Here is a 21,498-nt window from a genome sequence, read left to right as displayed (position 1 = left end):
AGGGATAAATTATCTATATTATCCCTTTAATATTAAAACTGATCTCATCAGTATGATCAGTATCATTTTTTTATTTGTGCTCAGTACCTAAATATTCGATACACCACTGCCAAATTTTACCGATGGTGTTATTCGGATGCGAGGTTTTCTTTCTGACCAGATAATAACTTGGCTCAACAGTTTTTGTTTCTGAAGTTACTTGTACGAGTTTTCCTGATTGAATATCAGTATCAACAAATGCTCGGCATGCTAAAGCCACTCCTTGCCCAGACAAAGCCGCATCTATTGCCAGCGCGGTTTGATTAAATACAGCTCCAGCTAATTTCGCGTTAGTGTCTAGAAAATTTGGCCAATGATCATGGGCATCATGTAGCAGTGGCATACTAATCAGTTGTTCAAGTTCCAGAGGAAGTGTTAAATCCTTAATAAAATCTGGACTTGCTACAGCAATAAGTTCCTGACGAAACAATAATTGGGCTTCTAGATTTTCTGGAAATGATTTTTGGGTGAGCCTTATGGCGATATCAACTTGATCACGGTCAAAGTCTGATACCGATTCAGTCGCAAGTGTACATAGATCTATATCAGGCAGTACTGCATGTAAATCACCTAATCGGGGGATCAATACTTTGGTCGCAATCGTTGGTGTCACACTTATAGTTACACGATCTGGCTGGTCTAATAGTGATTCTGTTGATTCAGCAAGAATATCAAAGGCACGAGTTATATCGACCAGATACTTTGTTCCTTCAGGCGTCAAAGAGAGTCCCCGAGGAAGTCGTTGAAATAGAGTCACCTTGAGATGCTCTTCTAATGCCCGAACTTGCTGAGCGATCGCACCTTGGGTAACACCCAATTCATCAGCAGCAGCACGAAAACTTAACTTTCTCCCCGCTGTTTCAAATGCACGTAAGGCATTTAAAGATGGAAGTTTTCTACGAGATACCATAAACATATAAGAAAGTAGTTTTTCTACACTCTAATTTTTTTGTGAATTGTATACAAGCCATTTTCGACCATTCGATTATTGTAGGAGCACGATTTAAAAAAGTTGGTGATAGATTGCTATGACTTGGCTCATTCTTCAAGCGAAAGCTCATGATACCTATATATCTTCCAGAAAGAATTTTGATATACCGATTTGGACAATGACACAATATTTAAAAAAACTCACCGAAGCGAGTCTTGTTTTACTCGATATAGTAGCTATTACCATCGGAACTATTAAAAACCAAATTCAATGTAGGGTAAATAATCTCACCCTTTATCAAAATATATTCAACTTTTGGGCTCTGAGCACGAGTAGATTGAATCGTATTAGTTGTCTTTACTTCGGTGTAGCTTGCTTGTGCTCTTCTTTCTTTACCTTGGAAATCAATAATTGTAATGTCTTTTAGCATCAATATGCTCCAATTTAATCAATCATAGTATGCCTAGCTGTGCATATATACAAACGTTAAATTATCAACGGCAGCAATTTATAAGGGTCTGTAGCAATTTAAAGCGCTAATTCCCTTTTACTTTAATTTACCAAGAATATTTTCAACTCGGCTTGTGACTTCATCGACACTCAAATCCTGACAGATCCAAAAACTGTAAACTCTATCGTTTTTTACATAGATCTGTTTAAAGTACTCTGAAGATTTTTTACTGTCGATCTCTCCAGCTTTAAAGTTTTTTTTATTCAAATCTACCGTCATTCCATCTAAATCACCACCAATACATAATTTCAATATCATCACCACTCAGATTGAATGTCCACCTTATCATATATGTATCTGCTTTATCGGGCTGTTTATGTAGAGCTTTGGCTAGGTCTTAGCTTAGCTTCAATAGGTAATATTTGGTTGGTTTTTACCCCAATGTATTGTCCAGCTTGATCTGCAGCCACTTTGAGCAATTGAGTGAGCTACTCAACTGACTGCGAGCGAATTAGCACATATCAGACAAGATAGCTTTTTTGCTTTCGCTAGAAATACTTTTCAATAAATATCACACCTGAGTAATTGGATTTATTTAAAAAATAAGATTTGTGATCTTTGTGTACTTGCCCTTGAAATTCTTGAGGTCTGGTAATGGTTTTTAAGCGATAGCAATCAATAAGTAATATTTATTTGATTTTATTTAAGAAATATTTCATAGATATATTCTTTGATTCATCTACATATCCCTACAAATCGCTCTTAAAGCTGCTGTAGTGTAAGTAAAATAACAGCGTAGTATGAGGTTTCCATAACGAAACAAAGAAGATAAAATGTCTGATTTTAAAGAGTTTTCTAAAAAAGCGACCCATGATCAATCACCACTATTACAAGCAAATGAACATACTCAGGTAAACACCCCTCAACCTACTCCAAAACCAGAAGACTCTTCAAAACCAGAGGATTCACAAGAACCAGACCCAAATAACAAATAATTTATTCTTATCAGAGTCTTAAAGCTTATCTTTAAGGGCTGTTAATATAGAGAATAAATCAGTGCACTGATTTATTGTACTATTCATTACTTTTATCACTTTGATTTATCTAGTTGCTCAATTGCATTCATTCATTGATTAAAGAAGATAGAAATAGCCTCTCAGATCTGAGGGGCTATTTTAATTCAAAGATAGCTAAGAAAAGCCAATTAAAATTAAAACGTATACTTAGCCATAATTCCGATACGATTATCACGATAGTTTTCGTCAGAAAAAGTTTCGCGCTGAGCATTGATATATTCTAGGCCCAGATCAATTGGTGCTACAGGAGAATATATAAAATTGATCCATGTCTGCTGTACTTTTTCATTGGCTAATATATCTGTCCTGCTACTCTGAGCATAGCCATTTGTATCATCAGCAAAAATTGCGCCGTAAGCGAGAGTTGTTCGTAAATTTGGGCGGATATAGTAGGTTCCACCGATCTGTACTGCATTAAATTCATTCTGTTCTACATTCCCATTCGAAACAGTAAAAGCAGTATTGCTTCCATAAACATAATGGCTGTTGCCTTTTAGATGGCTAATATCAGCAGATAACTTTAAAGACTCAATCGGCTTATAGTTCACACCAACTGCAATCCCCCATCCAGTTTTATTCGACTTTAGCGTTTCAGCTTGATATTGCTCAAGCATGGCCCGCAGCGATGTAGAACCTTTATTCTCAGTAAACTCATGCATCATTTTTGCTGTTAACACAGGCACTCGATATGTAATTGCAGTATTTGATGCCGAATTATTTCCTTTTTCAGCAGCTAAGAAGAGTTGGTTTGTCGGTGTAACCTTGTAATTGTAACGAACTTGTGGATATTGCTTGGTGCCACCACCAATATTGGTTGAAAAGTCCATCATTTCAGGTGCATGATTGGATAGGAAATTTGAAGTTGTTTGACCAATTAACCAGTTGTTATACGTCAAATAAGCATGACGAATGCGAAGATTATCATTACTTCCTGCAAAATCTACCTCGACTTTAGCGCCAATTTTTGCCTCTTGAGCAAGCGTCGAAAAATCCAAGCCAATACGCGTGGTTTTAACGGTTGTTCTGAGCTTATCTTTAGCTTCAGCTGTACTTTTAGCTGCGGCATTAAAGTCATTGTCAGCGCCTTCAATAATATAATTAGCATCAGCCCTCAAAAAACCATATAGATTGATGTGAGTCTCTGGTTGAGTTGGTGAAAAATTAAAAACAGGCGCTGATACAGTTGTTTGATCTGTTTCAATGGTTTTATGCTGTTGCTGAATTAAAGCTCTCAACTCTTTCACTTCTTCCATGAGTTTTTGAATCTCCTCTTGATCGGTCGCTGCGTTGGCAGATGTCATTATGAGCAAGCTTACAGTCATTGCTAAACTATGCTGAATGAATGACGAACGATTAGGAAACACACACATGAAATACTCCTGTTATGGCTTGAGCAGTAAATTTAGATAAATTGAACCCAGCATCGAATTCGAATAAATCGAAAACGATGGTTTTAAAAATGATTTTTTTACGAGAGAGATATTTAGGATTTAAATATAACGATTCCGGCCAGACAGATAGCCAAGAATACCGATCAGTATTGAGAGTAGAACAGCCATGATTAATACAGAATTCCAATTCTGACTGACGCCTCGTAGTGCACCAACTAAGGTTGGACATGCCGCCGCCATGAGATAGCCTCCACCTTGAGCCATACCAGAAAGTGCAGCTGCTTGATGTACTGAACGAGAACGTAGACTCAAAAACATCAATGCCAGTAATATTCCGCCACCAGATCCAATACCAAAACTAAGTACCCAAAGTGTTGCCCAATGTGGGACAAATAACAGTCCGAGCATTCCGATACACATTAACAGTCCCATACTAATGGCAACAAAGCGTTGGTCTTTCAGACGGTTTACCAATGGACCTAAAACTAAACCAGGCACAATACCTGCTAATTGCATCAAGCCATGTAAAGATCCAGATGCTTTATTGCTATAACCCGCTTCAGTCAAAATTGCAGGTAACCAGCTCACCATTGCATAGAATAAAGCCGCATTACAGCCCATAAACAATGTGACCTGCCAAGCAAGTTTGGATTTCCAAATATTCTGTGAATGTGTTTCTGCTAATGGCATCTGTACTTGTTCTTGAGTTTTATTCTGGAGAATAAGTGGAATCCAAAATAGACAAGCGATGAAGGAAAATATGGCAATAACCATTAAAGTTGGTTGCCAACCTAAAATTTGAGCAAGAGGCATAACACTGCTCGATGCAAAAGCACCAGCTACAGCCATCGCAATAGAACATAATCCTGTGACAACGGGTACGCTGTTTGGAAAATCACGTTTTACCAGGCTGGGTACCAATACATTTCCAATAGCGATACCAATACCAATAATACTTGTTCCAATAAAAAGCATCGTGGCTGAGCCAATGGAGCGTACTACAGCACCAGCAATAACTACGATTAAGGAGGCGAAAAGAATTCGCTCAAAACCAAATTTAATTGAAAAGCGTGCGGTAAATGGAGAAATAACAGCAAAAGCAATCAGTGGTAAAGTTGTTAATAAGCCTGCTGCACTTGGTGAAAGGCCAAACACCAAACGTAATTGCTCAAGTATTGGACCAACTCCCGTAATCGGTGCGCGTAAACTCGATGCGACCAATAGCAAAGCGATTAGCAGAAAGATGGAACGCTCTTTATTAATAACAGGAGGATTAGAGTTCATATTCATTTACCAAACCATATGCTATGCCGGCATGGTATGAGCGTTAAGAAATAGGATCATCAACATTCATACCGTGCAGCGGAGTCGACCGAGTTTCTTTATTAAGACTCGGTCAAAATCAAATCTTAATTCAGATTAATGGTGACCCATTTCCACTCGGTTAGGGTCTCAACATCGATATCTGTGCCTTCACGACCAAAGCCACTGTCTTTTACGCCGCCAAATGGAACATGAGGCTCATCCAGAATCGTTGGTGCATTGACATGAACCATTCCAGATTCAACCTCTTGAACAAAGCGGAATGCTTTATTGATATCTTGTGTGAAAATCGCAGACGAGAGACCATAATTACTGTCATTGGCCTGTGCGATCGCTTCATCTAGGTTAGTAAATGAATAAACAGATGTCACAGGTCCAAAGGTTTCTTCGCGGTACACCACCATCGATTCATTCACTCCAGATAAGATGGTCGGTTTGCAACGATGACCAATCCACTCTCCACCTGTTAATACCTTTGCACCTTTAGCTCGTGCATCTTCAATATGATGGCGGACACGTTCACGTTGACGTGCCGAGATAATTGGCCCAACAGAAGTACTTTCATCATATAAATCACCTAAACCTAAGCTTTCAGCTTTTTTGACAAAACGGCGAAGAAACTCTTGCTCAACTTTCTTGTCAACATAGATACGGCTTGACGCCATACAGGCTTGACCCTGAAAGAAGAACTGACTCATTGCCGCAGCTTCTACAGCAGCATCAAGGTCTGCATCATCTAGAATAACCAGAGGACTTTTGCCGCCTAATTCTAAAAGTGCACGTTTCATTCTGGAACCACACAGCCCACCAATATGTTTCCCGACTCGACTTGATCCCGTAAACATGACTGCCTTGACCAAATCATGCGTTGTTAATGCATCGCCAATGACAGCACCATTCCCAGTAACAACATTGACGGTTCCTGGTGGGAATCCAGCTTCGTGGTAAATATCTGCAAGCAAGTTACTGATCATCGGTGCTTGTTCCGATGGCAGTAATACAACGGTATTCCCTGTCGCTAATGGAGACGAGCTCAGTTTCGCACTTTTTAATAGCGGTACATTAAATGGAGTAATTGCTGCCACCACGCCAATAGGTTGGCGAGTTGTCATTGCAAAACGACCTAAACTGTCAGATGGAAGTGTTTGGCCAGAGATACGACGTGCCACACCTGCCGCTGCACGTAAACAATTGGCAGCATAGGCAACTTCGTAACGTGCTTTACCAATCGGAGAACCCACCTCTTTGACCAATAACTCTATGAATTTATCTTCATATTTTTCCACCAAAGACGCAGCTTTGATTAAATAAACTTCTCGTTCCTTGGCGAGGGTTTTACGATAGCTTTGAAAGGCAACATGGGCACTTTGTACTGCACGATCTACATCGCTTTCATCGCCATCCGCAACTTCTGCAAAGACAGAGTCATCTTCAGGGTTATGGTCAATAAAATACTGCTGAGATGCGGGAGCTGCACGTTCACCATTGATCCATAAATCAATTTTTTTAACTTGGTTTTCAGTTGTTACAGACATTGATCTGTCTCCTGTATTGAGATTTTAGAATGATTAAAATGAGTGACTATTTCGGGCATGATCTATTTGAACTACGCTCTTGAATCAGCTTGGCTCCGTCAGTCTTAAACAAGAGCGTATTCTTGGCGTTATTTTGATATTGAGCCCAATTCACCAATGCATCGCCGTTTGGATTACCTGTTTTGATAAAGTTGGCCCAATAATTCACCATCGTTTTAGACAGCTCTGCTTGAGATGGATTCAGTTTGGTCAGGCTTCCATTGGCACCACGGAAGTCTTTAAACAGATAAGCCAACTCTCCTGTATGGTATGCACCATAATCAATAGAAATAGGCTTGATATATTGAGGCGCAGATTTGTCGGCAAATTCATAGCTGAATAAAGCTACTTTTTTAGAGAACAAGTCATTAAACTTTATCGTAGGACATACGAACTTGTATTTACCGAGATCCTCACTGAATGCTTGCGTATAATCTGTTGATGTATTCGGCTTTTTATTTTTGATGATATGTTTTTGGGTATTCTTACCGTACAGTCCAGTTAATGAACCAACATAGTCGTCATAATTCATTTTTCGACCGAGTGAATTTTCAATCACGCCAGCAAAGAAACTACCCTCATCCGTATTAAAGCCATTGATCATGCTTGAAATATTTAATTCATTACTTTCTATCGATTGATAGAAAGATTTGTTCAAGGTTGTATTGTCGATGAAAAAACCATCATTGAATAATGAGCTAATATCTGGCGTTAAGAACTGTTCTGTTGGTTTGCTCTTTAAACATGCACTGACCGCAGCAGCATCACCTACACAATTTAGTTTTTGAGCGATGGTATGGGTCACTTGTTTTGCATCAGCGACATTCTTTAAATCTGCATGATAAGAACCACTGGCAGCGATGGCCTTTTGAAAAAGATTTTTAGACAATGGTGAGAAGATGTTGGCTAGGACACTTTGCCCACCTGCTGATTCACCAAAGATCGTAATATTTTTTGCATCGCCACCAAAGGATTCAATATTCTTATTCACCCATTTTAGTGCGGCTTGTTGATCCATTAATCCTAAATTAATAAATGCTGCATCTTTGTTGGCAACATTGGGATTGTAGAAAAATCCAAATGGCCCTAAACGATAATTAATGGTGACAACAATAATGCCCTTATCAATAAAATACTGAGGATCATACTCATTGGCAGAACCCGTTTGTAATCCACCGCCAGGAATCCAAAATAATACAGGTGCTTTTTGATTTTTATCCAGACTTATATTTTTAGGGACATAGACATTTAAATATAAGCAATCTTCGGAATCACTTATTTTACTGAATCCACCCAAATTCGTTGTTGTTGCACAAGTATTTGCCAGATTCCCTGCATAATAAACAGCGTCTAATTTTCTTTTTTCGACAGGTGCTTCCCATCGTCTTGCGCCAATTGGGGCTTCAGCATAAGGAATACCTTGAAATCGTACTAAGTTGCTTTCTGCAACACCTTGAATCTGCCCATTTGATGTATCAACGATATCTGATAATTCATAAGCATGGGTCGCTGTTATTGATAATGTAAACAGCGTGCAAAGAGATAATTTAGATAATTTCATATTTAACTCACGATAGAAATTTGAATGAGATATTCAATTAATACAAATTTTAACGACCAGAATTCTGAACAACGCCATTAAAATTTGTATTAATTACCTTTAATTTCCTATTAATGATTAATGCCTTAGTGTGAATAATCCTGATTTTCAAGCGGGTAAACTGGATCACAATCACATTAAAGATATTTTTATAATTCGTACTCCCAACTGCGGGAAAAACCTCTGCCAAAGCACCTCGTCTCATCGTTTGAAACACCTCTATACAATAAGATATGATTGTTCTGCTCAGATGCAGCTCCAATCAGGATTATCAGTGCACTGATAATATTTCTTGTCGGCAAAGGATTCCTTTATCTATGAATGTAACTAAAAGTAACGAAATGTTTGGCTATGATGATGGCTATTTGGGATATCTATTGCGGAAAGCGGCTGGTGCGTATCGCTTAAAAATGGAACGTGTTTTATTAGAATTGAAAGTTACTTCAGCTCAATTCGCTATACTTTCAATTATTTATAATTGTCCTGGCTTATCAAATGCAGAAATTGCTCGTCTATCTTTACTTACGCCGCAGACGGTCAATCAAATTATTTCTAAGTTAGAGTCGCAAAATTTATTAATAAAGAAGAAACACCCGACGAATAAAAAAGTTCAGCAATTAGAACTGACTGAAAGTGGAGTCGAATGTTTTCATAAATGTAATGTCATTATTGAAGATCTAGAAGTAGAGATTAAAGACCAAATGCCACCAGACATTGAAAGTGGCGTTCGTGAATGGCTAAAGAATATTATTGAAAACTAAATGAGACATTTAGACCAAGAGAAGAATTTAGTTATCTTTCTTGGTCTTTTTCTAGAAATCATTCTAAAACGTTGAAGACAATAACTTCTGACTCAGCAGGATTGCTTCTTCTTGCGTTTGGACTTGGTAGAACGATATTTTCCAGATTTTTTGATCCCGATCTAAAAACATGGGATCAACTTTTTCTTCCGCAATCTCAATCCACCCTTTGACGATGGATAGTGCTTGCGTATTTGCTTTGATCCACTGAATGGTCTGTTTCCATTGCGCTTGTGATGGTGATGGTTCATTGAATTTGGATTTTAGATCTCGAATTAATACGAAAGGTTGATTGCGCTGCAGCAACTGATCTAACTGCTGTATAAATTCAGCTAAACTACCTTGCTGAAGATGACTCACTTCTACTATCGGAAAGTTTTCTAAATTTAATTCCATGCCATACTCCCAAAATTATTTAGCAGGATCAGATTGAAGTTCGTTAACTAAGCTAGGCAACACGATTGATTGTTTTGTAAGCTCGGCATAAAAATTTGCAATCTGGAATGGGAGAAACACCCTATTATTCCACTGAGGATATTCTCTATAAATCGTAGGTGATATCTTTTTAATAATCTGATTTTGGTTAAGCCCTAAATCAATTTGCTGTTTGACCAAGCTCTTTACTCGAAGCATATGTTGCTTAAATTCTTGTAAATCCTTAACTGTTGAAAGCTTGCCGTGGCCAGGTACAACAATCTTTGGCTTCATATCAATTGTTTTTCGAATCACCTTAATCCATTGACTCCCTTTCGAGTCTTCATCCGGCATGATCGGATAGAACTCTCTCTCGTATAGATCTCCCATAAAAACGACACCAGAACGCTGATCATAAATGATTTGATCACCACGAGTGTGTGCAGGCATCTCTTGTAGCGTAACCAGTCTGCCTCCTAAATCTAGGACTTGCTGATTTGTGTAAGTTTGATCTGCATAACGGAGCTTTACATTTTCAAGTGCATTTTTTTCGATTTGCCCAAAAGCTCGAAATATTTTTAGATAGTCTTCCCCTTTATCGATCAACTCATCATTTTGTTTCTTGTTAATAATATAAGTCACGTCTTTGAATTCAGAAGCTCCAAACTGATGCTCTGGATGAAAATGGGTGGTTGTAAGATAAATCTTTCGGTTTTTAGCCATGTCTTTCGCCACTTGATAGACATTTTGACCATTACTTTGGCCCATACCTGTATCAATAACGAGGATGGCATCCTTTCCCTCAATGATTCCTATGTTAGGTACATAATTAATATATGGGTCTGGGATAAGCCATACCCCAGAGGCAATTTGATGTTTCTTTTCTACTTGGACAATTGGTGCAGCCGTGAGCTGGTACTGAGTACGACTCTCTGTAATCTGATTGCTATTTGCATAAGCATTAAAACCGCTTAATGCTATGAGGGAAAAAGTGAGAAATTGTTTGATCTTCATTGTTTCAGTTTCCTCAATAATTTGAAGAAGTCATAGGATGAATTCATAATATGAGTAAAAGCTCACATTAGATACTCGCATTTAGCCGTGGTCGAAAATCTGAAGGTAAATTAAATAAAATCAATTAAATAGAATTTATCTCTATTGTGTATTTGTAGGTAATTTCGATATTACTCATATTTTTAGATAACAATTATATTGATCGTTACTAATAAAAGTGAGTTAATGCTCACATTTAGGCTGTCTACTTATGATCATGAAATCAGCACTCAAACCGAGAAAAGCACCCAGCCAAGGTCGATCCAGAGTGACTGTCGATGCAATTTTACAAAGTGCGGCAGAAATTTTGAAAGAAATGAATTATGCAAAATTTAATACGAATTTAGTTGCAGAGCGCGCTGGTATTAGTATCGGGTCATTATATCAATACTTTCCCAATAAAGACTCACTCATTGTAGCGTTACATAAAAAGCATACGCAGCATATTGGAGATATTCTGCGGACTGTGATTGATAGCCAAAATGCCCAAACTTTAAAACAGCGAATCGAGTCTTTGGTTGATGGTGTTATTGCTGCCCATTCATTTGAACCTGAGTTGCACAAATTGCTTGAAAAGAAACTCCCTTTCTTTGATATCAATAGAGTTGAAGATGAAACTGGGATTCGACAAGAAATCTTCCGTTTAGTTGAATTACATCAAGATGAGATCGTGGAAAAAAATAAACCGCTCATTGTTTGGATGATCTTACAATTATTAGAGTCACTCATTCATGCAGCAGTGCTTGAACCCCCAGTCAATGTGAAGCTGCAAGAGCTAAGAAACGCCATTATCCAATCGATATATCGTTATCTGACTAAAATTTGAATCGATCGGATATAGGTGCTTATGCGCTCTTGCCAGTTGTTTTTAAATTAGCTTCATCACAATTCAGTAATACTCAGCCAACCTCTCTATCCATCAAATATCTTTGCGCGATATGCACTGATTGATCTTGTTTAGGCTGGCATTGTAACCACGTTCCATCTGCTTGAAGCTCCCATGCTCGGCAATTGTCTTTCAAATAATTTTTCAAGCCATCTTCAATAATGAGTTTTTTTAGCTTTTTATCTTCAATTGGGAAACAACATTCAATTCGAGAAAACAGATTACGCCCCATCCAGTCGGCACTGGCACAGTACAACTTAACTTCACCATCATTGTAAAAATAATAAACACGGGTATGTTCTAAATAACGTCCCACGATTGAGCGGACTCTAATATTTTCTGAAAGCCCTTTCACTTGTGGTCTTAAACAACAAATTGAACGAATAATCAAATCAATCTGCACACCTGCCTGCGATGCTTTATAAAGCGCATTAATCAGTTGAGGTTCAGTCAAGGCATTTACCTTGATTATGATCTGCGCTTTTTTACCCGCTTTACTATTTTCAATTTCCTGTTGTATTAATTCGATAAGTTGGGAATGTAAGGTAAATGGAGCATGGAAAAGTTTTTTTAATTTTGCCATTTTCCCCATTCCTGTTAACTCCTGAAAGACTTTATGTACATCCTCACAAATTTCATCATCACTGGTTAATAGACCATAATCGGTATAAATTTTTGCATTGGTCGCGTGATAGTTTCCAGTACCTAAATGCACATATCGTTTGATTCTATCTTGTTCTCTGCGTACCACCAGAATCATTTTGGCATGGGTTTTATAACCAACAATTCCGTATACAACAACGGCCCCCGCTTCTTGAAGTACATTGGCTACTTCAATATTTGACTCCTCATCAAAACGCGCTCTTAATTCAATAACGGCTGTTACTTCTTTGCCATTTCTTGCTGCTTCTGCAAGAATTTTGACGATCTCAGAGTCTGCACCGCTCCGATACAGCGTTTGTTTAATCGCAAGTACGTTGGGATCATAGGCTGCATCTCTGAGCAGTTTGATCACTGGAGCAAAGCTATCAAATGGATGGTGTAACAACACATCGCCTGCTTGCAGCACATCAAAAATTGGCTTTTTGGTATAGAGTGCTTTTGGGATTTTTTGTTGGTAGGGTTGGAATCGTAATTCTGGTAAGTCAAAATTGGAAATGAAACGAGCCAAATTGACAGGACCGTCAACAAAATATAAATGTTCTTTTTCTAACTCAAATTGTTCCAACAAATAATCAGCGATATGCTCAGGACAGTTTTTATTGACTTCCAATCGAACGGCGCGACCAAAACGACGTGCTGATAATTCTCCTTTGAGCGCAATCGCCAAGTCTTCAACATCTTCTGATACGGTTAAATCAGCATTACGTGTCACACGAAATTGATAGCATCCCGTTGCTTTCATCCCCGGGAACAAATCTGCTATATGTTCCTGAATAATCGCAGAGAGTAAAATGTAATGTTCTGAATTACCTGAAATTTGATGTGGTAATTTGACCAATCTAGGTAAAGATCTCGGCGCTGGTACGATGGCTAAATCAATTTCTCGTCCAAATGCATCTTTTCCTTCTAAGGTCACTATAAAATTCAGACTTTTATTAACCAATCGAGGAAATGGATGTGCAGGATCTAAACTAATCGGTGTGACAACGGGTTGTACTTCATTAAAAAAATAATCTTTAATCCATGCCTTATGCTTTTCTAGGATGTCAGCATATTGGATGTAATGAACTCCATGACCTTGCAATTGAGGGAGAATGGAATGGTTCAATATTTTGTATTGTTGTTCAACTGCCTCATGAACGACTTTAGAAATTTGTTGTAATACGTCTGTGAGAGTGGTTCCTTCGGGCCCTACCGTCTGAGTCGACAAATTCATTTGTTGTATTAGGCTTGCAACACGGATTTCAAAAAACTCATCCAGATTGCGAGAAAAAATAATTAAGAAATTAAGGCGTTCTAGTAGTGGATGCCCATCATCTTTTGCCTGTGCAAGCACTCGTTTATGAAACTCTAATAATGATAACTCTCGATTTATATAAGTTTCCAAACAGTGTTCCTGACCATTTGTTAGTGCATGCATAGAAGTCATGAGTTACTCTATATTTTATAAAAAGTGATTTTTCTAATACGCGATTAGACGTAAATTTTTCCATTGTTTATTTTGTGCCGATTACATTGCAGATTAATGAAAATCCCATTTGTTTATTCAATTATCTAGAATATATATAAAATCACTTACCAAAATAAATTATTAAAAAAATCAATAGCATAAATCAAAACCATTAAATAAGAGTTAAGCTTACTGAATATAAATGTACATACGACATTTCTCTAAAGTTACTTGTATAATGAGCTATGATCTATTTTTAATTCTGATATGAAAAATCCCTTTTCTGACAATACCCAAATTAAAACGGTTTCTAGTTTTTCTGAGCTTATCAATAGCCATTTTCAAGGTGATATGAATGCCCTTTGCTGGTATAGAAATTTGGTTGGTGATTTTGAAGAAGTTGTGAATAAACTTGAATTAAAAGAGAATATTACAGAGGTTTCTGTTGAGAATCTTTTGGCATTACAACTTTCAGAAAAAGGAGGTTTAGCAAGAGAAAGGATATTAACTGATATACAGCTACTGACTGATTTAGGCGCATCGCCGTGCCTAAATTTACTTAAAAGTTATGAGCGTGACGAAGACCTCGATTTCATTTCAACCGATGTATATTCATATCATGTGGATCGATCACCTATCGAAACAGATACTTTTTTATGTACGTATTATGGTCCTGCAAGTGATATTCTAGCTCATGATCAAGTTGAGCAAAAGATTTTGATCCCAGAAATAAGAGACAAACTCAAGAAATTATATAATGGTCCAGATGCTGAGTTTGAAACGTTCCTCTCAGAGTATTTCTTTGATTTGCATTATCAACCTAAGCCAGATGTAAACCCAGTGAATTTAGGCGTAGGACATCTTTGGCGTTTAGCAGTTGATCATCCAACGCAACAAGTCCCACCATGTGTGCACCGAGCACCTGCTGAGAAAGACGGCGAGTATAGACTGCTATTAATTTGCTAAGGTTTTACCAAATATTGATCTAGATTTTTAAGCGCAAAGCTGATGTTTGATAATAGCACTTGTTCTGAATAACCATCTCTTGCCTGTACAGATAAGCCATGTAAAACCAACCCATAATATTGCCCTAATTGTTCAGGATCGGCATCCTCACGCAATTGGCCATCCAGTTTAGCTTGCTCAAAACGTTGAATCAGACCGTCAATACGCTCAATTCGCTGCTGTTTCATCCACACGAGAAGATCTTGATTTTCTTCACTTAATACACTTGCTGCAGAGACAACCATACAGCCATAAGCGTGGTTCACTTGCGTATAAAGTTTTATCGCATCTTGAAATAATTGATTGATGGCCGCTTTAATATCTTGTTGTTGCAATGCTTGGACAGCAAATCCGCCTTCATGTTCTTCATAATGTTTAACGGCTTCTCTAAATAAAGCTTCTTTTGAACCAAAGGCTTTGTAAATACGTGCCGAAGCAATACCCAAAACATCAACTAAATCCGACATGGATGTTCCTTCATAGCCATGTTGCCAGAAAAAATCCCGTGCTTTGACCAACGCTTTTTCTCTATCAAACTCTCTTGGTCGACCCGCCATAGTGCTTCTTTTTTCAAATTTAGTGTTTTTTATTATTAATCGGAAAAATATTTTTCGCAAATAAATCAATATGATTTGTTGTATCCAAACCCAATTATCGACATTCATTTGAAAAAATAAGTTGTTTTTAAATAATATTCAGCCTATTGTTTGTTGATCGACAACTAATTGGGTTTCAAAGATGCAAACAATCAAAGGGCCAAGTATTCATCTCGCGCAGTTCAGTGATAATGTTTTTCCATTCAACAATTTAGCAAGTATTGCAGCATGGGTTGCGGACAATGGCTTCAAGGCTGTTCAACTGCCTGCTTGGGATAAGCGATTCTTTGATGTGAATTTAGCCGCAGAAAGCCAAGACTACTGCGATGAAATTAAAGCTACACTCCATAACAATGGCTTAGAAATAAGTGAATTAACCACGCATATTTTTGGTCAATTAATGGCGGTCCACCCCGCTTACGATGCTTTGTGCGATGGCTTTGCACCTGCTGACCTACATGGCAAGCCAGAAGAAAGAACGCGATGGGCTGAACAGCAGATGCTTGCCTCAATCCAAGCATCGGCACGTTTAGGGCTACATGATATGGGAACTTTCTCCGGTTCTCTTGCATGGCCTTATATCTTTCCCTTCCCACAACGTCCTGAAGGGCTGATTGAAACAGCTTTTGATGAACTTGCTCGCCGTTGGACTCCGATCTTAAATTCCTGTGATGAATACGATGTCAATCTATGCTATGAAATTCATCCTGGTGAAGATCTGCATGATGGTATTAGCTTTGAAATGTTTTTAGAACGTACCAATCATCACCCGCGTTGTCAGATCTTGTTTGATCCGAGCCATTTTATTCTTCAACAACTGAACTACTTAGAATACTTAGATATCTACAAAGACTTCATTCGTATGTTCCATGTAAAAGATGCCGAGTTCACACCGACAGGTCGTCAAGGCATGTACGGTGGCTATCAAAATTGGGGCGATCGAGCTGGCCGCTTCCGGTCTACAGGTGATGGTCAAGTTGATTTTAAATCGATTTTCTCAAAATTAGCACATAACGACTATCAGGGTTGGGCAACTTTGGAATGGGAATGTTGTCTAAAAAATAAAGATGATGGTGCACGCGAAGGCGCTGAATTTATTAGACAAAATATTATCCATGTGACCGATAAAATATTTGATGACTTTGCTGCTGCGCCCGTAAATCAATCACAAATCAACCAATTATTGGGCATTTAAGCGTAGAACGAGAAATAATGATGACGACGCACACTGAAAAATTATTAAATCAATTTAATCATCACTACATGAATATTGAAGGTAAAAAATTACATTATGTATCTGTAGGCAATGGGCCCGCTGTTTTACTGATTTCGGGGTGGCCACAAACATGGTATGCATGGCGACACGTCATGGCTGAGTTGGCTCGACATGGTTATCAAGCGATTGCGGTTGATCCACCTGGAACGGGATATTCAGCTCCACTGAATGGTCATTATGATACTGGACATATTGCAGCCATTTTATCGAGTCTGATGTCCGAACTTGGACATCATCGCTATGCCGTTATTGGGCATGATATTGGAATGTGGGTTGGCTATGCACTCGCCTGCGACTTTCCAGAATCAGTCACTCATCTTGCGGTCACAGAAGCTGTAATTCCTGGGTTGGCTCCACCGCCCCCAATTTTTGTTCCACCTGAACAGAATATTTTTCTCTGGCATTTTATGTTTAATCAGATTAGCGATTTGCCTGAAGCTTTAGTGATGGGGCGGGAAGAAACTTATCTCAATTATATTTTTGATAAATGGTCATGGCATCGAGATAAAGTTGCCGCTGAAACCTATATAGAGGCTTATAAGGTTTCAGGGCATATAACAGCAGGTTTTAATTACTATCGCGCCATCCCTGAAACTATTCGTCAGAATAAAATTAGGGAAACCAAAACTTTAAACATGCCCGTATTCGCAATCGGTGCAGAGCATGCAACAAGTGATGCACCTTATGAAACCATGAAAAAAGTGAGTACTCAGTTATCCAGTGCGATTGTCCAAGATTGTGGTCATTTCATTATGGAAGAACAACCAGAAGTATTTTGTTCATTGATTCTTAATTTTTTACAGCAGGAAAAAGCAAGATGACTTTAGATATTGAAATCGAAAATTGGCTTAAGTCTCAGTCTGCATTACCCGCTGCAAACACATTGGATGAACTGAGAGCACAGGTAAATCAATCGATTATCCAACAACAAGGCGTTGAACGGGACTCATCTTATCAACATAGTTTTAGGGTGATGACCGAGGATCAAGCAGAAATTGAAGTTCGTGTTTATGTTCCTTATGTTTTAGAACATGTGCAACAACGTCCAGCGATGGTGTTTGCTCACGGTGGTGGATGGTGTCTTGGCAGCCTAGATGCATGGGACCGTGCTTGTCGTTTATTGGCTGAATCAACGGTGCAAGTGATATTCTCCGTCGACTATCGTTTAGCGCCAGAAGTTAAATTCCCAATACCATTAACCGATTTTTTTACGGCACTGTCTTATATTCAGGAAAATGCTTCGGTATTTGGTCTTGATAAAAATCGTATTGCAGTGGGTGGAGACAGTGCTGGAGCAAATATTGCAGCAGCGGCCTGCCTACTGGCAAAACAACATCCTGATATTAAAATCATTCATCAACTGCTGTTCTACCCAGCATTAGATGCCACCATGAGTAACGCTTCTTATCAAACATATGCACAGGGCTATGGCTTAACGACGGCAACTATGGCTTATTGTTGGGATCAATATGTTAATGCTGAGGCAGACAAAGTAAATGAGCTTGTCAGCCCTTTGCTTGCCCATTCATTACAAGACTTGCCTGATGCCACAATTTTTGTTTGTGAATATGATCCACTTCGACATGATGGTGAAAAGTACGCAGAGAGATTGCAAGCTGTTGGCGTTAATGTGAACTTCCATTTGTTAGAAGGCATGATTCATGGGGTTATTCATATGTTAGCGATCACATCAGCTGCGAAAAGGATATATGATAAAGTCCGAATCTAAATAATTATGTGCGTTTAATGACTTAGCCATTTTATTTGTTTAATCGTCCTATATCGATGCAGCTATAGGACGATTTACTTTCAATTCATAAGAATAAAACACGCTCTAAACCAATTTCTTGTCTCGCTAATGCTGGATAAACTGCTCAATTTTAGGCGGAATTTTACGATATTGTTTCTTGATTGCTAGTTCCATCAATTCAATTTGGACTTGCTCTTGTGCAAGCATATAGTCTAGAAACTCACGATCTGCATCTGCTCCTAAAGCATGGACTTGTTTTAAATCCTCCATATAAACTTTAGTTTTTGCATAAACCAGCTTAAGTAATTCATCCAATAAGAATGATGGCGTTGAACTAATCATTGATGCTTTTGCCTTGGTCAAAAAAGATGGTGTTGCATCGAGGCCTAACTTCTCTGCATATGCAAAATAATGTGGTGTATTGAATCGTTCTAACTTTTCATAGGCACTCCAGAAAATATATTCTTGTGTTCCCTGTACGCGATTGGCGATACGTACAATTGCGCTAAGCGCAAAAGCACGATTTTGCAATTCATAGTGAATTCCATTTAGAAACTGTTGAGACCGCATATTTATTCCTTACTCATCAGAATGAAGGTCATGTAATTCAAGGTGTCTACTGAATAATCACAGACTTAAGGTCTGTTTGTGAATAATTTCTTTGGCAGCGCGTATACCTGACTGTAAAGCACCATCTAGATAGCCACTCCATTCGGTTGCTGTTTCTGTGCCCGCCCAATGAATTCGATCGACAGGCTGTCTGATACAATCGCCATAAGTGGTCATCACCCCTGGTGGCATATGTGCAACATATCCCCCTTGAGACCACTCTTCGGTGAGCCAGTCTTGTTCTATATACTCCAAAGGATGTGCTGCTTGTTGACCAAAGTAATAAACAAAATCTGCAATGACCCGTTGACGACGTGCTTCAACATCCAGCGAACTTAACTCAATTGCATAATCACCTTCGATCAAGCCTAGTAAAACACCATGATTTGCCCCTTCTGGAGATTGATCAAACACAACGCTGACAGCTCGATCTGTCGCAACCACAGCACCATTTAAGTTTTGTTGCTTCCAAAAAGCGTTGCTATAGGCCAAATGGACTTTGATCACAGCACCCATGGTCATACTTTGTAATAAGCGTTCACGCTTTGTAGGTAGCGGTGGTGTGTAATGAATTTTGGATGCGAGTACAGGCGGTGTGGCAATGATGATATTTTTTGCCTTATAGCTTTGGGTTTTACACACAACTTTTACATGATCTACATGCTGCTCAACAGCTAAAACGGGTGAATTTAAGATTAAATGGTCTTGTAATTGATCTGCAATCAGTCTGGAAATTTGCCATGCACCACCGATGAATTTATCTTGCTGTGCCCCACCTTCAGTTGAAATAAGAACTTCAAGTCCATGCCCTTGTCTAAAATATTCGAGGAAAAACAGATAGGACAATTGAGAGGTATTACAACAGAAGAGTGCCCCTACGATGGTTCGCATAAATTCTCGCGCACCGTCTGTACGTACATGCTTTAACAACCAACTTTCAACCGACTCCGCATCCCATTGCTTTGCATGTGCTGCTAACCAAGGTTCACCATTCGGCAATGTTTGAGCTTCTTTATTCCAGCGACGTTCAAGTAGTGCGATTTCAAGCAGTGAAGCAATTGGGAGCTTGGGGATATTGGAGCGATATGATTTGACTAAACCATTACGACTAACCAAGCTCGCGCCTTTGATAAATTGAGGATAGGTTTTGACACCTAGTTCTTGTGCCTGTGCCAATAACAGTTTTTGTTGCGGACCAACCCACTGCCCACCTAGATCAATGGTTTCTCCATAGATTTTACCTGCTTTTGAGCGCCCACCGACACGATCACGCGCTTCTAAAAGTAATACATCTTTGCCCGCTTTCTTTAATTCCAATGCTGCTTTTAAACCTGCTAAACCAGCACCGACCACAATTACATCCCACATTTTTTCAGTTGTTTGAGTATCCATCATTATTTCCTACTTTTAAAATTATCATCCATATTTTAATGAACGCGTTCATTAAAATTAAATTTGATTTTATGGAACACGTTCACTAAAATCAATAGCTATGGAAAATAATCAAATAAAAGCACCCCGCCGTGGACGTCCACCGCGCAGTCAGGAACAAATCGAAGCCAATCGAAATGTAATTATTCAGGCGGCCAGAGACCTATTTGCAGCACATGGATACGAAGGTGTATCTATGCGTAAAATTGCAGCCCAAGCAGACTGTTTACCTGCAACGCTCTACACCTTATTTCCGAGTAAAAGACAGTTACTGCACCATATTTGGGAAGTGATTTTTTTAGATTTAATGCTTGAGCTGGAAGAATGCTACAACAACAGTCCTGAATCAGAACGACTCGAAAAGCTGTGTACTGCTCAAGTTGATTTTTGGTTAAATCGACCAAATGATTGCAGAGCAATTTTCCTCATTGAAGATCATCCACAAAATGCTGAGGAACATTATTTTGTCGATGCTTCACAAGCAGTTCCGCAATTAGAAATTTACACGCGTGCGATTAAGGAAGCACAAGCCCGTGGTGAAATACATGCAGGTGATGCGAACGAAATCAAGAACGTTCTACTCTGTAGTATGCTAGGTATCACCTTAAGTCTGATTGGTATTCCAGAATATCCTTGGGGAAATCCGAATATCTTAAAAGAAATGACGATCAGTGCGTTGATCAAGGGATTGAGCTAAGGAAAAGATCATGACTAAAGCAACTGCCCCTGAACAAATCCCATATTTATTTCAAATGGCTTGGAATGAGCACGATATGGCTGGGTTTGCCTCGCTATTTTGTGAGGATGCAAGTTTTGTAAATCGCTTTGGGCACTATGTAAAAGGTATAGAAGAAATTGTTGCCTTACATCGTCCTATTCATGAAACCATCTATCGAGATTCGACGCTTCAGAATGAAATCATAGAGTTGAGTCCAATCACCGATGAAGTGGTGATTATCCATTTTTGGAGCAGATTAACAGCAGGTCTAGCTCACCCTGCTGGTGTACATCAGGTAGATACTTTAATTCTTGCTGTGCTATGCAAACAGAACGGATCTTGGTTGATTCGTGCTTTAGAAAATGTGACCCTCACCAATCCGCGCACAGGGGAAGCAATCTTAAGAGATAACTAAAATTTAGAGACTACAGTTCCCATCATCAAATTGTTGGACTCTAAATC

General features: G+C 38.8%; 22 protein-coding genes. 9 read left to right on the top strand and 13 right to left on the bottom strand.

The features are described from left to right. Positions 1 to 70: 70 nt before the first annotated feature. From GBI66_RS12835 to GBI66_RS12825, 3 genes are all read right to left on the bottom strand, one after another. A complete protein-coding gene (locus GBI66_RS12835) occupies positions 71 to 949 on the bottom strand; it encodes a LysR substrate-binding domain-containing protein (RefSeq protein ID WP_151716382.1) in 879 nt (292 codons plus the stop codon). A gap of 241 nt (positions 950 to 1,190) precedes the next feature. Further along, complete coding sequence (locus GBI66_RS12830; protein ID WP_005188552.1) at positions 1,191 to 1,400, bottom strand: hypothetical protein; 210 nt, start codon at positions 1,398 to 1,400, stop codon at positions 1,191 to 1,193. Positions 1,401 to 1,517: 117 nt separating this feature from the next. Next, the gene (locus GBI66_RS12825; RefSeq protein WP_005188549.1) at positions 1,518 to 1,739 is read right to left on the bottom strand and encodes a hypothetical protein; all 222 of its coding nucleotides are present in this window, start codon (positions 1,737 to 1,739) and stop codon (positions 1,518 to 1,520) included. Between the two features lie 515 nt (positions 1,740 to 2,254). Here GBI66_RS12825 and GBI66_RS19470 point away from each other — a divergent pair. Then, a complete protein-coding gene (locus GBI66_RS19470; protein ID WP_004807099.1) occupies positions 2,255 to 2,416 on the top strand; it encodes a hypothetical protein in 162 nt (53 codons plus the stop codon). Positions 2,417 to 2,631: 215 nt separating this feature from the next. On the opposite strand, the gene GBI66_RS12820 is transcribed toward GBI66_RS19470, so the two are convergent. The 4 genes from GBI66_RS12820 to GBI66_RS12805 form a co-directional block, all read right to left on the bottom strand. After that, entirely contained in the window at positions 2,632 to 3,867 is a 1,236-nt protein-coding gene (locus tag GBI66_RS12820) for a DcaP family trimeric outer membrane transporter (protein ID WP_151716381.1), read from the bottom strand. A 120-nt stretch (positions 3,868 to 3,987) separates the two neighbouring features. After that, positions 3,988 to 5,178, bottom strand: coding sequence for an MFS transporter (locus tag GBI66_RS12815; protein WP_151716380.1), 1,191 nt, complete (start codon positions 5,176 to 5,178; stop codon positions 3,988 to 3,990). Between the two features lie 119 nt (positions 5,179 to 5,297). Further along, positions 5,298 to 6,746: an aldehyde dehydrogenase family protein gene (locus GBI66_RS12810; protein ID WP_151716379.1), complete on the bottom strand. Its 1,449-nt coding sequence runs from the start codon at positions 6,744 to 6,746 to the stop codon at positions 5,298 to 5,300. 46 nt (positions 6,747 to 6,792) lie between these two features. Further along, the gene (locus GBI66_RS12805) at positions 6,793 to 8,346 is read right to left on the bottom strand and encodes a carboxylesterase/lipase family protein (protein ID WP_151716378.1); all 1,554 of its coding nucleotides are present in this window, start codon (positions 8,344 to 8,346) and stop codon (positions 6,793 to 6,795) included. A 356-nt stretch (positions 8,347 to 8,702) separates the two neighbouring features. Between GBI66_RS12805 and GBI66_RS12795 the strand changes: the two genes are divergently transcribed. After that, positions 8,703 to 9,146, top strand: coding sequence for a MarR family winged helix-turn-helix transcriptional regulator (locus GBI66_RS12795; protein ID WP_004807086.1), 444 nt, complete (start codon positions 8,703 to 8,705; stop codon positions 9,144 to 9,146). Positions 9,147 to 9,209: 63 nt separating this feature from the next. Here GBI66_RS12795 and GBI66_RS12790 read toward each other — a convergent pair whose 3' ends face one another. Both GBI66_RS12790 and GBI66_RS12785 read right to left on the bottom strand, forming a co-directional pair. Beyond that, the gene (locus GBI66_RS12790; RefSeq protein ID WP_151716376.1) at positions 9,210 to 9,581 is read right to left on the bottom strand and encodes a hypothetical protein; all 372 of its coding nucleotides are present in this window, start codon (positions 9,579 to 9,581) and stop codon (positions 9,210 to 9,212) included. 15 nt (positions 9,582 to 9,596) lie between these two features. Beyond that, the gene (locus GBI66_RS12785; RefSeq protein ID WP_151716375.1) at positions 9,597 to 10,613 is read right to left on the bottom strand and encodes an MBL fold metallo-hydrolase; all 1,017 of its coding nucleotides are present in this window, start codon (positions 10,611 to 10,613) and stop codon (positions 9,597 to 9,599) included. 250 nt (positions 10,614 to 10,863) lie between these two features. Between GBI66_RS12785 and GBI66_RS12780 the strand changes: the two genes are divergently transcribed. Further along, positions 10,864 to 11,478 (top strand): TetR/AcrR family transcriptional regulator, encoded by a 615-nt coding sequence (locus GBI66_RS12780; protein ID WP_151716374.1) that lies wholly within the window; start codon positions 10,864 to 10,866, stop codon positions 11,476 to 11,478. A gap of 73 nt (positions 11,479 to 11,551) precedes the next feature. Here GBI66_RS12780 and ppk1 read toward each other — a convergent pair whose 3' ends face one another. Continuing rightward, positions 11,552 to 13,630, bottom strand: coding sequence for a polyphosphate kinase 1 (ppk1, locus tag GBI66_RS12775; protein ID WP_151716373.1), 2,079 nt, complete (start codon positions 13,628 to 13,630; stop codon positions 11,552 to 11,554). 288 nt (positions 13,631 to 13,918) lie between these two features. Here ppk1 and GBI66_RS12770 point away from each other — a divergent pair, with 288 nt between their 5' ends. Then, positions 13,919 to 14,617 (top strand): DUF1826 domain-containing protein, encoded by a 699-nt coding sequence (locus tag GBI66_RS12770; protein ID WP_151716372.1) that lies wholly within the window; start codon positions 13,919 to 13,921, stop codon positions 14,615 to 14,617. Here GBI66_RS12770 and GBI66_RS12765 read toward each other — a convergent pair. Beyond that, a complete protein-coding gene (locus GBI66_RS12765) occupies positions 14,614 to 15,213 on the bottom strand; it encodes a TetR/AcrR family transcriptional regulator (RefSeq protein WP_151716371.1) in 600 nt (199 codons plus the stop codon). The genes GBI66_RS12770 and GBI66_RS12765 overlap by 4 nt on opposite strands. A gap of 181 nt (positions 15,214 to 15,394) precedes the next feature. Here GBI66_RS12765 and GBI66_RS12760 point away from each other — a divergent pair, with 181 nt between their 5' ends. Genes GBI66_RS12760 through GBI66_RS12750 form a run of 3 tightly spaced genes read left to right on the top strand, consistent with a single transcriptional unit; the run spans position 15,395 to position 18,257 of the window. Continuing rightward, positions 15,395 to 16,447 carry a sugar phosphate isomerase/epimerase gene (locus tag GBI66_RS12760; protein WP_151716370.1) on the top strand — a complete coding sequence of 351 codons (1,053 nt, stop codon included), beginning with the start codon at positions 15,395 to 15,397 and terminating at the stop codon, positions 16,445 to 16,447. 17 nt (positions 16,448 to 16,464) lie between these two features. Beyond that, entirely contained in the window at positions 16,465 to 17,349 is an 885-nt protein-coding gene (locus tag GBI66_RS12755; RefSeq protein ID WP_151716369.1) for an alpha/beta fold hydrolase, read from the top strand. Next, on the top strand, positions 17,346 to 18,257 hold the full coding sequence (locus GBI66_RS12750; protein WP_151716368.1) for an alpha/beta hydrolase: 912 nt from the start codon (positions 17,346 to 17,348) through the stop codon (positions 18,255 to 18,257). The genes GBI66_RS12755 and GBI66_RS12750 overlap by 4 nt, the downstream gene beginning before the upstream one ends. 126 nt (positions 18,258 to 18,383) lie before the next feature. Here GBI66_RS12750 and GBI66_RS12745 read toward each other — a convergent pair whose 3' ends face one another. Then, the gene (locus GBI66_RS12745; protein ID WP_151716367.1) at positions 18,384 to 18,848 is read right to left on the bottom strand and encodes a hypothetical protein; all 465 of its coding nucleotides are present in this window, start codon (positions 18,846 to 18,848) and stop codon (positions 18,384 to 18,386) included. Between the two features lie 57 nt (positions 18,849 to 18,905). After that, positions 18,906 to 20,279 (bottom strand): flavin monoamine oxidase family protein, encoded by a 1,374-nt coding sequence (locus tag GBI66_RS12740; RefSeq protein WP_151716366.1) that lies wholly within the window; start codon positions 20,277 to 20,279, stop codon positions 18,906 to 18,908. A 100-nt stretch (positions 20,280 to 20,379) separates the two neighbouring features. Between GBI66_RS12740 and GBI66_RS12735 the strand changes: the two genes are divergently transcribed. Together GBI66_RS12735 and GBI66_RS12730 are read left to right on the top strand one after the other, a co-directional pair. Then, positions 20,380 to 21,015: a TetR/AcrR family transcriptional regulator gene (locus tag GBI66_RS12735; RefSeq protein ID WP_151716365.1), complete on the top strand. Its 636-nt coding sequence runs from the start codon at positions 20,380 to 20,382 to the stop codon at positions 21,013 to 21,015. Between the two features lie 10 nt (positions 21,016 to 21,025). Continuing rightward, complete coding sequence (locus GBI66_RS12730; protein WP_151716364.1) at positions 21,026 to 21,451, top strand: SgcJ/EcaC family oxidoreductase; 426 nt, start codon at positions 21,026 to 21,028, stop codon at positions 21,449 to 21,451. The last annotated feature ends 47 nt before the right edge of the window (positions 21,452 to 21,498 follow it).

It is taken from the genome of Acinetobacter sp. TUM15071 (assembly GCF_008980925.1).
Taxonomy (GTDB): Bacteria; Pseudomonadota; Gammaproteobacteria; order Pseudomonadales; family Moraxellaceae; genus Acinetobacter; species Acinetobacter dispersus.
Note: the sequence above shows the minus strand (reverse complement) of the source record. Positions and strands in the feature narration are given on the sequence as shown.